At 74.0% G+C, this 12348-nt stretch carries 11 protein-coding genes; 1 reads left to right on the forward strand and 10 read right to left on the reverse strand.

Annotated elements, in window-relative coordinates:
- Positions 1-4 precede the first annotated feature (4 nt).
- The gene (locus ACQYWQ_RS22290; protein ID WP_431036923.1) at positions 5-661 is read right to left on the reverse strand and encodes a GNAT family N-acetyltransferase; all 657 of its coding nucleotides are present in this window, start codon (positions 659-661) and stop codon (positions 5-7) included.
- 104 nt (positions 662-765) lie between these two features.
- On the opposite strand from ACQYWQ_RS22290, the gene ACQYWQ_RS22295 reads away from it, so the two are divergent.
- Entirely contained in the window at positions 766-981 is a 216-nt protein-coding gene (locus ACQYWQ_RS22295) for an EF-hand domain-containing protein (RefSeq protein ID WP_010270056.1), read from the forward strand.
- A gap of 131 nt (positions 982-1112) precedes the next feature.
- On the opposite strand, the gene ACQYWQ_RS22300 is transcribed toward ACQYWQ_RS22295, so the two are convergent.
- From ACQYWQ_RS22300 to glyA, 9 genes are all read right to left on the reverse strand, one after another.
- On the reverse strand, positions 1113-1964 hold the full coding sequence (locus tag ACQYWQ_RS22300) for an ABC transporter ATP-binding protein (RefSeq protein WP_431036926.1): 852 nt from the start codon (positions 1962-1964) through the stop codon (positions 1113-1115).
- 138 nt (positions 1965-2102) lie between these two features.
- Positions 2103-3140 (reverse strand): iron-containing redox enzyme family protein, encoded by a 1038-nt coding sequence (locus tag ACQYWQ_RS22305; RefSeq protein WP_431036928.1) that lies wholly within the window; start codon positions 3138-3140, stop codon positions 2103-2105.
- Between the two features lie 131 nt (positions 3141-3271).
- The gene (locus tag ACQYWQ_RS22310) at positions 3272-4300 is read right to left on the reverse strand and encodes an ATP-binding SpoIIE family protein phosphatase (RefSeq protein WP_431039294.1); all 1029 of its coding nucleotides are present in this window, start codon (positions 4298-4300) and stop codon (positions 3272-3274) included.
- A gap of 155 nt (positions 4301-4455) precedes the next feature.
- On the reverse strand, positions 4456-4878 hold the full coding sequence (locus ACQYWQ_RS22315; RefSeq protein ID WP_431036930.1) for an anti-sigma regulatory factor: 423 nt from the start codon (positions 4876-4878) through the stop codon (positions 4456-4458).
- Entirely contained in the window at positions 4875-5252 is a 378-nt protein-coding gene (locus tag ACQYWQ_RS22320) for an STAS domain-containing protein (RefSeq protein WP_009068791.1), read from the reverse strand. The genes ACQYWQ_RS22315 and ACQYWQ_RS22320 overlap by 4 nt, the downstream gene beginning before the upstream one ends.
- Entirely contained in the window at positions 5249-6118 is an 870-nt protein-coding gene (locus ACQYWQ_RS22325; protein WP_431036932.1) for an STAS domain-containing protein, read from the reverse strand. The genes ACQYWQ_RS22320 and ACQYWQ_RS22325 overlap by 4 nt, the downstream gene beginning before the upstream one ends.
- A 485-nt stretch (positions 6119-6603) precedes the next feature.
- Positions 6604-9363 carry a SpoIIE family protein phosphatase gene (locus tag ACQYWQ_RS22330; RefSeq protein WP_431036934.1) on the reverse strand — a complete coding sequence of 920 codons (2760 nt, stop codon included), beginning with the start codon at positions 9361-9363 and terminating at the stop codon, positions 6604-6606.
- A gap of 117 nt (positions 9364-9480) precedes the next feature.
- Positions 9481-10848 (reverse strand): L-serine ammonia-lyase, encoded by a 1368-nt coding sequence (locus tag ACQYWQ_RS22335; RefSeq protein ID WP_431036936.1) that lies wholly within the window; start codon positions 10846-10848, stop codon positions 9481-9483.
- A gap of 211 nt (positions 10849-11059) precedes the next feature.
- Complete coding sequence (glyA, locus tag ACQYWQ_RS22340; protein ID WP_431036938.1) at positions 11060-12328, reverse strand: serine hydroxymethyltransferase; 1269 nt, start codon at positions 12326-12328, stop codon at positions 11060-11062.
- Between the last annotated feature and the right edge of the window lie 20 nt (positions 12329-12348).

The following is a 12348-nucleotide window of genomic DNA, read 5'->3' on the forward strand; positions in this document are numbered from 1 at the left end:
CTGCTCACGCCGCCCCCTCCGGCGCCCGCCACAGCAGCGCCTCCGCGCCCACCGGCCGGTACCCCGCCGCCTGAAAGGCCCGGACGCTGCGCGCGTTCCCCGGCGCCTGCTGCGCCCACACCGCCGCGTCCGGGACGAGGTGGCGGGCCGCCAGTGCGAGAGCGCGGCCCCTGCCCCGTACCGCCCCCACGCCCTGCGTCGTCTCGATCGCCGTCTCCCAGCGCCCGCCCGGGCCCCTGCCGATGAGCACCACGTCGCCCTCGGCGGTCTCCCACACCCGTACCTCCGTACGGCGCCGCAGCGCCCTGGCCACACGCGGGTGCGCGGTCGGCCCGACCTCGCGCAGCTCCAGCGCGGGCGGCCCGGGGAGCGCGGGCGCGACCGTCAGGAGGTCCACCACCTCCATCCGCCGCCCGGTCCTCTCCATCAGCGCGGCGAGGAAGGACGGGTGCAGGCTCGCGGCGAGCGGGTCGGTCCCGGTGCGCGCGAGCCGGTCCCGTATCCACTCCTCGTCCGTGTCGGCGTAGACGAAGGAACGCGCCGTCAGCGCGAGCACCCCGGCGTCGCGCTCCCCGTCGAGCGGCCACACCGTCGTCGACCCGTCGGCCGCGGGGAACCGCCCTTGCGCGAGGCCCTTGAAGAGCGTGCTCAGGTCCGTCACGATCCGTACTCCTTCTGCCCGTCGCGGTCTCGTCCCCCTGCGGCGCGTGCGGGCCGGATACCCTGACCGCCGTACAGCAGCACCGAGAAGGGGTGGACGGGCCGATGGCCGACATCGAAGAGGCACGCAAGACGTTCCAGCAGTTCGACGCCGACGGGGACGGTTTCATCACCGCCGACGAGTACAAGTCGGCAATGGCCCGCATGGGCGATTTCTACGTCACCGCTTCCGTCGCCGAGGCCATCATCGCCTCGAAGGACGCCAACGGCGACAAGCTCCTCTCCTTCGAGGAGTTCTGGGCGGGCGTCCACAAGGGCTGAGACGCACGGCGCGTGATGGGCGGCCCGTGACGGGCGGCCCGTGGCGCGCGGCCCGTGGCGCGCGGCCCGTGGCGCGCGGCCCGTGGCGTGCGGGGCCCCCGGCGGTGCGCCCGCCGGGGGCCCCGCGTCGCTCAGACCTCCACGGCGCGCGCCCGACCCGCCGTCCGCACGCTCCACCGTCCCTCGTGCCGTTCGAGCCGCAGCGGGTGCCCGAAGCACTCCGAGGCCGACTCGCTGGTCAGCACCTCGTCCACGGGCCCGCTCCCGAGCACCTTCCCGCCGCGCAGCAGCAGCGCGTGCGTCGTGCCGGGCGGCAGCTCCTCCAGGTGGTGCGTCACGAGGACCGAGGCGAGCCGGGGCCGCCCCGCCGTCAGCGCCTCGATGCTCTCGATGAGCTGCTCACGGCCCGCGACGTCGAGCCCGGTCGCCGGTTCGTCGAGCAGCAGCAGCCGGGGCTCCGGCATGAGCGACCGCGCGATGAGCGCGCGCCCCCGCTCGCCCTGCGAGAGCGTCGGCCACGTGGCGTCGGCGCGGTGCGCGAGCCCGAGCGTCGCGATGAGCCGTTCGGCGCGCTCGCGCTGCTCCGCCTCGGGTCGCCAGCGCGGCAGCGGCTCGACGCTGTTCGTCAGCCCGGTCAGCACCACGTCCCGTACCTTCAGCGCACTGCGCAAGGGGTGGCGCGGGTTCACATGCCCCACGTACGTGCGCAGTTCGCGCAGATCCACGCGCCCGAGCCGGCGTCCGAGCACGTCGACCTGCCCGCGTGTGGGATGGGCGAGCGCGCCGAGCAGACTCAGGAGCGTCGTCTTGCCCGCGCCGTTGGCGCCGAGCAGCGCCCAGTGCTCGCCCTCGCTGACGGTGAGGGACACCCGGTCCAGGAGGAGCGCGCCGTCCCTGACGAGCGCGACCTCGTCGGCACGCAGTACCGCTGTCGCCCGGGCCTCGTCCTCTGCTGCCGTTTCGTGTACGGGAGTGGTGGTCATAGTGCACCGAAAGGTACGCCCGTGCGCGCGGCGCCCGCCCGGGCCGTTCACGATACGGACGAGCCCGCGACGGTACGGGGGAGGGGGCGCCGTCACGCGCAGCACGGCCCCGCCCCGCCCCTCCCCCTCCCCGCGCGCTCAGTCCTCCGCGACCGCCACCGGGAGCCGCAGCGCCGATTCCCCCGCGCCCCACGCGGCGAGCGCGACGCCCGCGAGCCTGTCCTCCAGGAGACTCGTCGCCTCGATGCCGAGCACGACGTCCCGTTCCAGCCCCGGCTCGGCGACGAGGAGCTGGGCGAGCACCTCGGAGCGCAGCACCTGTTCCTCGGCCGCGCCCGACTCGGCCCGCGCCCTCGGGTAGCGCTGCGCCTCGTCCGGCGCCCCGGTCCGCTCCAGCGCCGCGCGCACCCGGCCCGCCGCGCGCGGCAGCAGGACGCCCCACGCCGCCGCGTGCCCCACGAGCGCGCCGCGCAGCGACCCGTGCAGACCGAACAGAGCGCCCAGGTTGGCGAGCGCCAGCGACTCGCCGGGCACCGCGTCCACGTACCTGCCGGGTGCCGGGTCGAGGCCGAGCGCGCGCAGGTGTTCCCCGGCGAGCGCCGCGTGGCCGCGCGCGGGCTGCCCGTGCCCGGCGCGCGCGTGCAGGACGGAGAGGAGCCCGGCGCGGGGCAGCGTGGGCAGCCGGGGCAGCGCCCAGGCGGGCCCGTCGTCCTCGAAGGCACGCGCGGGCGTCCGCAGCACCGCGTACTCGCGGATCTGCCACGGTTTCCCGTCCCGCTCCAGTGCCCCGCTCACACTCGTCGGATCACCGCCCTCGGGCTGTACGAGCAGATCGGCGAAGGCCGCGGAGACGTCGTCGGCCCCGCGCGTCAGGCCGCGCAGCGCCTCCAGGAAGCGCCGCTCCAGGGGGCGGCGCAGGCCGAGGAGGTGCGGATCGCACTCGGCGGCGGGCGGCAGCCCCGCCCAGCCGCCGCGCTGGAGCCCGTAGAGGACGAAGAGGGTGAGGTGCAGGTCCTCGCCGAGCGGGTCCACGCGCGCGGCCTGCGGACCCCAGGGCGGCGCGTCGCGCCCCGCGCGCAGGGCCGTGAGCAGGTGCGCGGAGAGATCACCGCGCGCCTCGGGAAGCTCCGGCGGCTCCTGCCGCGCCCCGCTGACTTCACCCGTCGCCGTCGTCATGCCCCCAGCCTGCTGCCCCGGCGCCGCGGCCACCACTCGGGCGGGCCGCACGCGGGACAGGGACCCCCGCACCCGGCGGGCGGCGGCGCGCGTACGGGGCCCGGCGGCGCCCGCCCCGTACCCCGGCCCCGTCAGGAGACCCGTACCACCACCAGGCCCCCGTCGTCCCTGCGGACCCCCGCCTGGTTGAAGATCTGCCCCGCCACCGTCAACGGCGCCAAAGCGAACAACCCCGGGAAATCCCCCGGCTCCCACCGCGACGTCAGCCCGTCCGAGTGCAGCACGAGCGTCCCGTCCACGCCCGCCATGACCTCATCGAACACCCGCAGCCTCGGCAGCTGGTGCCCCACGATCCCCGGCGCGGAGCCCAGCGACCGCCGCCGCCCCTCACCGATCACGTACGCGCTGATGTTCCCCGCCCCGCAGAACCGCACCCGCCGCGTCGCGAGATCGAGCCGCGCGACGCCCACCGCCGCGCCCCGCCCGCCCCGCAGCGCCTCGTGCAGGACCCGCAGCACCTCCTCGGGCTCCCGCGCCGCCGTGCCGCGGAACGCCTCGACGGCCAGCTCCCCGGCCCGCGCGGCGAGCGGCCCGTGCCCGAGCCCGTCGCACATCATCACGAGGACGGCACCCGGCCCGCCGTCCGCCGTCGCGAGCGGCCGCGCGGCCCACGCGTCCCCGCACACGGTCTCGCCGCTGATCGGCCGCGTCAGTCCCGCGACGAGCGGCTCCGGCCGGTGCGGGCCGCGCTCGCGGTCCGGCCAGAACCGCGCCGTGAGCACCGTGCCGCGCCCGGGCAGCGAGTGGATGCCGAAGCTGTCGGCGAGCCGCGCGATCGTGCCGAGCCCCACGCCGAGCGTCCCCGCCGAGGAGGCCCCGTCGCGCAGCGCGTAGGCGACGTCGGACATCCCGGGGCCGCTGTCGAGCGCGAGGAATTCGAGCGCGGCCTCGTCGGGGGTGCGGACCAGGCGAAGGAGCAGCGAGCCGTCGCCCGCGTGGCGCTGGAGGTTCGTCGCCGCCTCGGTCACCGCGAGCGCGACCTCCGAGGTGCGGCGCTCGCCGAAACCGAGCCGGTGGCACAGATCGGCCGCCGCGCTCCTCGCCGCCGCGGGCAGCGCGACGTCCACGCGCAGCCACGCGACGTCCTCGGCGCGCGGCATGTCGTACGCGTCGGCCTGCCGCCCGTGCGGCTCCTGCCCGTACGGCCCCCGCCCGTACGGGCCGCGCTCGCCCGGCTCCCGGCCGTCCGGCTCCTGGCCGTCCGGCTCCTGCTCGTCCGGCTCCCGGCCGTCCGGCTCCTGCTCGTACGGTCCTTCTAGCGCGCCCACTTCGTCACCGTCACCGTCGTTCCCTCTCCGACCGCCGTGTCGAGGGCGAAGTCATCGACGAGCCGTCGCGAACCGCTGAGCCCGAGCCCCATGCCGTCCCCCGAGGTCCAGCCGTCGGTGAGGGCGAGATCCGGCTCGGGAATGCCCGGGCCCTCGTCGCGGAACACGAGCCGCACGCCTTCGTGCCCGCCCGCGCTGACTCGGCGCGCGAGCAGCTCACCGCCCCCCGCGTGCACGAGCGTGTTGCGGGCCAGTTCGCTCGCCGCTGTCACCAGTTTCGTCTGCTCCACGAGGGAGAGCCCGCTCTCCTGGGCGAGCGCGCGCACCAGCTGACGGGCCTTGACCACGTCGTTGTTGGTGGCGATGGTCATCGTCTGGGCCGGCGCGGCCGCCGGCTGAGGACTCGTCATCCGCGTTCCGGACCCGTCCGTCCCGCGCGGCGCAGCACCCGCAGCCCCTGTTCCAGATCGAGCGCGGTGCGGACGCCGCCGAGTGAGAGCCCCAGCTCCACGAGCGTCATCGCGACCGCCGGGCGCATCCCGACGACGACCGTCTCCGCGTCGAGCACCCGCGAGACGGCGGCCGTCGTGGCGAGCATCCGCCCCACGAAGGAGTCGACGATCTCCAGCGCCGAGATGTCGATCACGACCCCCCGCGCCCCCGTCCGCACGATCTCCTCCGAAAGGTCCTCCTGGAGATCGAGGACGCTCTGGTCGTCCAGCTCGACCTGGATCGGTACGAGGAGCGTCCCGCCGATCCGCAGGATCGGGACACGTTCGCTCACAGCAGCCCCCCGGGCACGATCGAGCCGTCCGCCTCGTCCGCCTCGTGCTCCGCCTTGATACGGCGCAGGGCGTGCGCGAGCGCGTCCGCGAGCGAGGACTTCGTGACGATGTCGCCGAACTCGATGCCGAGCCCGACGATGGTCTGCGCGATCTGCGGACGGATACCGGAGATCGTGCACTCGGCGCCCATGAGCCGCGCCGCGACGACGGTCTTCAGGAGGTGCTGCGCGACCTGCGTGTCCACGGCCGACACCCCGGTGATGTCGATGATCGCCTGGGTCGAGTTGTGGTCGATGAGCGCCTGGAGCAGCTTCTCCATGACGACCTGGGTACGGGCCGAGTCGAGCGTCCCGACGAGCGGCACGGCGATGACCCCGTCCCACACCTTCACGACCGGCGTGGACAGCTCCAGGAGCTGCTCGGCCTGCGCCGTGATGATGGCCTCGCGCGTCGTGGCGTGCGCCTCGACGGTGAAGAGCCCGAGACCGTCCACGAGCCGCGAGAAGTCGAGGAACGCGTCCATGTCCGCGCGCGAGCCCGCCAGCTCCGGCTGCACGACCTCCTTGAGGAGGAAGACGCCGAGCGCCGTCTCGGTCGGCGTGAACCCCTGCCTGGCCCGGTTGCGCGACAGCTCCACGAGCAGCCCGCGCACCTCCGTGTACCGCTCCGTGCGGTGGTCGAGTGAGCCCTCGCGCAGGGCGCCGAGCACCGCCGCGTACAACTCCCGCAGCTCTTGCCCCACTTCGGGTGCGCTCACCCGGCCCCGGAGCGCGGGCAGCGCCCGCTCCACCCACTCCGCGGTGAGTCTTTCCTGTTCTGCGGCCAGCAGCTCCGCCAGCCTCTCCACGTTCCCGGCAGTCGCCATCGGCTCGCTTCCTCCTCGGCGTCACGGGTACGGGGACCACGCCCCGGCTGAGCACCCGACCCTACGCCGCCCGGCCCGGGCCCCGGCAAAACCCAGGACAATTGCCGCCCGACAAATATCACACGCGCCGGGCCCGCCCGGAAGAACGCCTGCCCCAGGGCCCGGCGCCTACGCGGCCGCCGGGAGCACCGGCCGCCGGGAGCACCGGCCGCCGGGAGCACCGGCCGCCGGGAGCACCGCTCGCGAGCCCGTGGCCTCGTGACGGGTGCGTCGGCTCGGCTCGCGGCACCGTCCGGGCGACACCGCAGTCGTCCGCACCGGCGAGCAGCTCCCGCACCCCGACGGGCGCCGCGTTCCCCCCCCTCCCCCGCACACAGACAGGCTCCGCGTCCCCCGGGGCGCAGGCGGTCACGGCTCACAGCTCACACGTCACAAGCCACACGTCACAAGCCACAGGTCACACATCACAGGTCACACGTCACAGCTCACAGGTCGTCCGGGTCCTCGTCCGACCACTGGGCGAGCAGGGCGTCCTCGTCCTGTTCCCCGGGGTCCCCGGTCCCGTTCGTCAGGAGCTGTTCGGTCCAGATGACCTTGCCGCGGTTCAAATAGCGGGTGCCCCAGCGGTCGGCGAACTGGGCGACCAGGAAGAGCCCGCGGCCGCCCTCGTCACTGCTCCTGGCACGCCGCAGGTGCGGGGCCGTGCTGTTGCTGTCGGCGACCTCGCAGATGAGTCCCGAGCCGTTGTGGAGCAGCCGGAGCCTGGCGGGCGGGGCCCCGTAGCGGATCGCGTTGGTGACCAGCTCACTGGTGATCAGCCCGGTCGTGTACGAGAGGTCTTCGAGCCCCCACGCGTCGAGCCGCGCCAGCACCTCGCCACGCAGCCGGGAGACCGCGGCCGGGTCCGTGGGGATGTCCCACTCCGCGATCCGCTCGGGCGGCATGCGCCGGGTACGGGTCACGAGGAGTGTGACGTCATCGGCGGGCTCCGGCACCAGCAGGCGGTCCATGACGGCCGCGCAGGTCTCCTCGGGACCGCGCCCCGGCACGGCGAGCGCGCCGCGCAGCAGGGCGAGCCCGGTGCCGATGTCGCGCTCCCTGTCCTTGACGAGCCCGTCCGTGAACAGCACGAGCAGACTGTCCGGAGGCACGGACAGCTCCGTCTTCTCGATGGGCAGCCCGCTGCCGAGGCCCAGCGGCGGCGAACCGGGGATGTCCGGGTACGAGGCCACCCCGTCCGGGGTCACCAGCGCGGGCCCGGGATGCCCGGCCCTCGCGATGGCGCACACCCCGGTGACCTGGTCGTAGACCGCGTACAGGCACGTGGCGCCGGTGACGACGGGACCGTCGCCGCCCGGCGTCTCGGCGTTCTCCTCGTCCTCGTCCATCCGGGCCACCAGCTCGTCGAGATGGGCGAGGAGTTCGTCGGGGGCGAGGTCGAGCGCGGAGAAATTGTGCACGGCGGTACGCAGCCGCCCCATCGTCGCCGCCGCGTGCACCCCGTGCCCCACGACGTCCCCGACGACCAGCGCGAACCGGGCCCCGGAGAGCGGGATGACGTCGAACCAGTCCCCGCCGACCCCCGCCTTCGTCGGCAGGTACCTGTACGCCACCTCAAGCCCCGTCTGCTCCGGCAGCGCCCTGGGCAGCAGGCTGCGCTGGAGCGTCACGGCCATCGAGTGCTCGCGCGTGAACCGGCGCGCGTTGTCGATGGCGACAGCGGCGCGGGCGGCCAGCTCCTCGGCGAAGGACACGTCATCGGCGTCGTACGGGGCCTGCTCCGCGCGCCAGAAGTCCGCCATGCCGAGGACGACACCCCGGGCCCGCAAGGGCACCGAGAGGAGCGAGTGGATGCCGAACTCCAGGACCCGCTCGGCCCGCTCGGGGGCCTGCGCGTGCCAGCCCGAGGAATCGGCGAGATCGGTCCGCAGCTGCGTCCGCCCGGTCAGCACCGCGTCGGCCACAGGGCTGCCGGGCAGGAAGTCGATGAGTTCACCGGCGGGGACGAGCGGGTGGTCGGTGCGCAGGCCGCGCGCGGTGACCCGGCGCATCTCGGTGCCGGGGAGCGTCGGCTCCTCGCCGCGCAGCACCGGTTCGAGCAGTTCCACGCTCACGTAGTCCGCGAAGCGCGGCACCGCGATCTCGGCCAGCTCGTCGGCCGTGCGCACCGTGTCGAGCGTCGTCCCGATCCCCACGCTCGCGTCGTAGAGGAGCTGGAGGCGGTCGTGCGCGAAGGCGGCACTGCTGGCCAGCTCGCGCAGGTCGGTGGTGTCGCGCAGCGTGGCCACCGAGCCGGGGCGCCCGCCGCCGCTGCCGCCCACGGGGCGCTGGTTGAAGGAGACGAGCCGGTCACCGACCGCGCGCACCTCGTCGTTGGCCGCGCGTCCCGAGGCGAGCAGCGAGGCGATGGCGGGTGCCATGCCGACCTTGTGCACATGGTGGTCCGTCACCCCCTGGGCGGGCAGGCCGAGCAGCCTGCGCGCCTCGTCGTTGACGAGCAGCACCCGCCCGTCGGGCCCGACGATGACGACGCCCTCGCGCACCGCGTGCAGCACCGCGTCGTGGTGCTCGTACATCCGGGTCATGCCCGCGGGGCCGAGCCCGTGCGTCTGCGACCGCAGGCGCCTGCTCACGAGCGCGGTCGCGCCGACCGCGAGGGCGAGCGCCACAGCGAGCAGTCCGCCGATGACGGGAAGCTGCCCCTGGAACACGTCGTTGACGCTGCGCAGCTTGATGCCCACGGAGACGAAGCCGACGATCCCGTGCCGCGCGTCGCGCACCGCCGTGGTCGAGTCGACGGCCTTGCCGAACTGGGTGCTGTCGAAGGTCTCCTGGAACGGCTCGCCCGAACGTGCCGGGGCGAACTCCCCCGAGACGCGCCCGCCGATGAGCGAGGGATCGGGGTGGCTCCAGCGGACGCCGTCCGGGTCGAAGGCCACGATGTACGTCACGCGCGCCTCCTTGCGCGCGGCCTCGGCGCGCGGCTGGAGGATCGCGCTCGGGTCGCGCGAGCGCATCGCCGCGACGGTGCCCGGGGCGTGCGCGAAGGCCTCGGAGACGGCGAGGGAACGGTCGTACGCCTCCCGCCTCGCCCGGTCGTGCACCTCGTACACGAACACGATGGCCATCACCACGGCGAAGACGACGACCACGAGCAACTGGAGGACGAAGACCTGACCCGCGAGGCTGTGGGGGCGGCGCGGGACCAGGGCCCGCGCACGCCGGAGGGCTTCTGTCGCACGCATGACCAAGTTCTAGCGCGCGCACCCCCGCCCACCCCCGCACGCCGCACCGAGTCCCACCCGTACGACCAGCGGGAGCACGCCCCACGAGGTCCACTCGGGCCGCGGCAGGGCCCCGGCTCAGCACTCGATGATGTTCACCGCGAGCCCGCCCCGCGCCGTCTCCTTGTACTTCACGGACATGTCGGCGCCCGTGTCGCGCATCGTCTTGATGACCTTGTCGAGCGAGACGAGATGGCTGCCGTCGCCGCGCAGGGCCATGCGGGCGGCCGTGACGGCCTTCGCGGCCGCCATGCCGTTGCGCTCGATGCACGGGATCTGCACGAGGCCGCCGACGGGGTCGCAGGTCAGCCCCAGGTTGTGCTCCATGCCGATCTCGGCGGCGTTCTCGACCTGCTCGGGGCTGCCGCCCAGGACCTCGGCGAGCGCCCCGGCCGCCATCGAGCACGCCGAGCCCACCTCGCCCTGGCAGCCGACCTCGGCGCCCGAGATCGACGCGTTCTCCTTGAAGAGCATCCCGACGGCGCCCGCCGCGAGCAGGAAGCGCACGACGCCCTCCTCGTCGGCCCCCGGCACGAAGTTCATGTAGTAGTGCAGGACCGCGGGGATGATGCCCGCCGCACCGTTCGTCGGCGCCGTCACGACCCGGCCGCCCGCCGCGTTCTCCTCGTTCACCGCCATCGCGTAGAGCGTGATCCACTCCATCGCGCGGGCGAGCGGCTCGCCCTCGGCGCGGAGCTGGCGCGCCGAGGCGGCCGCCCTGCGGCGGACCTTCAGCCCCCCCGGGAGGATGCCCTCGCGCGACATGCCGCGCGCCACGCAGTCCTTCATCACGCGCCAGATCTCCAGGAGCCCCGCGCGGATCTCGTCCTCGGTGCGCCAGGCCTTCTCGTTCTCCAGCATGAGCGCAGGGATCGAGAGGCCCGTCTCCCGGGTGAGCCGCAGCAGCTCGTCGCCCGTGCGGAAGGGGTACTTCAGGACGGTGTCGTCGAGCTTGATGCGGTCCTCGCCCACCGCGTCCTCGTCCACGACGAAACCGCCGCCGACCGAGTAGTACGTCTTCTCCAGGAGCACCGCGCCCGTCTCGTCGTACGCGAACATCCTCATGCCGTTCGCGTGGTACGGCAGCACCTCGCGCCGGTGCAGGAGCAGGTCCTCGTCGTAGTCGAAGGGGATCTCGTGCGCGCCGAGCACCGCGATCCTGCCGCCGGTGCGGATCGCGTCGACGCGCTCGTCGGCGTGCTCGACGTCGACCGTACGGGGCGAGGCGCCCTCCAGGCCGAGGAGCACCGCCTTCGGGGTGCCGTGCCCGTGCCCGGTGGCGCCGAGCGAGCCGAACAGCTCGGCGCGCACCCGCGCGGTCGGCACGAGCAGCCCCTCGTTCTTGAGACGGCGGGCGAACATGCGCGCCGCCCGCATCGGGCCCACCGTGTGCGAGCTGGAGGGGCCGATGCCTACGGAGAACAGGTCGAAGACCGAGATGGCCACGGGACACTCCTCAAAAGACGGACGTCGTTGTCCGTCCGGGAACGGGGGGACGTGCGGAAGAACAGGGGGATGCGTGGAAGGACGAGGGGCGTACGGGGCGCGCGGGACGAAGGGGCAGGGGCGCGCGGCCCGTCCCGCACGCCGGGGTCACTCCCCAGTGTGCGGGACGGGCCGTAAAGGGGCGAAAAGACCCCTGCGGCTGTGCCGGGACTCAGGCGCCCAGCGCCGGGTACAGCGGGTACTTCTCGGTGAGCGCCGTCACGCGGGCACGCAGCGCGGCCGCGTCGTAGCCCGGCTTGAGAGCCTCGGCGATGATGTCCGCGACCTCGGCGAAGTCGGCCGCGCCGAAGCCGCGCGTCGCGAGCGCCGGGGTGCCGATGCGCAGCCCCGAGGTGACCATCGGGGGCCGCGGGTCGTTCGGGACCGCGTTGCGGTTGACGGTGATGCCGACCTCGTGGAGCCGGTCCTCCGCCTGCTGGCCGTCCAGCTCCGAGTGGCGCAGGTCGACGAGGACGAGGTGCACGTCCGTACCGCCCGACAGGACCGAGACGCCGTGTTCGGTGACGTCGGCGGCGACGAGGCGCTCCGCGAGGATGCGCGCGCCCTCCAGGGTCCGCGCCTGGCGGTCCTTGAAGTCGTCGGATGCCGCGATCTTGAAGGCCACCGCCTTGCCCGCGATCACGTGCTCCAGCGGGCCGCCCTGCTGACCGGGGAAGACCGCCGAGTTGATCTTCTTCGCCAGCTCGGCCGTCGACAGGATCACGCCACCGCGCGGGCCGCCGAGCGTCTTGTGCGTCGTCGTCGTGACGACGTGCGCGTGCGGCACGGGCGAGGGGTGCAGCCCGGCCGCGACCAGCCCGGCGAAGTGCGCCATGTCGACCATGAGGTACGCACCGACCTCGTCCGCGATCCGGCGGAACGCGGCGAAGTCGAGCTGGCGCGGGTACGCGGACCAGCCGGCCACGATGAGCTTCGGGCGCGACTCGCGGGCCAGCTTCTCGACCTGGTCCATGTCGACCCGGCCGGTCTCCTCGTCGACGTGGTAGGCGACCACGTTGTAGAGCTTGCCGGAGAAGTTGATCTTCATGCCGTGGGTCAGGTGACCACCGTGGGCCAGGTTCAGGCCCATGATCGTGTCGCCCGGCTTGAGCAGCGCGAACATCGCCGCCGCGTTCGCCTGCGCACCCGAGTGCGGCTGCACATTGGCGTGCTCGGCACCGAAGAGCGCCTTGACCCGGTCGATCGCGAGCTGCTCGACGACGTCGACGTGCTCGCAGCCACCGTAGTAACGGCGGCCCGGGTAACCCTCGGCGTACTTGTTGGTGAGAACCGAGCCCTGCGCCTCCATGACGGCGACGGGGGCGAAGTTCTCGGAGGCGATCATCTCCAGCGTCGACTGCTGGCGGCCCAGCTCGGCGTCGACGGCCGAGGCCACCTCGGGGTCGAGTGCGTGGAGCGGGGTGTTGAGGAGCGAAGACAAGAGTGCAGTCCCTATCGAGA

Origin of the sequence: Streptomyces sp. P6-2-1, from assembly GCF_050613165.1 — a bacterium.
Taxonomy (GTDB): Bacteria; Actinomycetota; Actinomycetes; order Streptomycetales; family Streptomycetaceae; genus Streptomyces.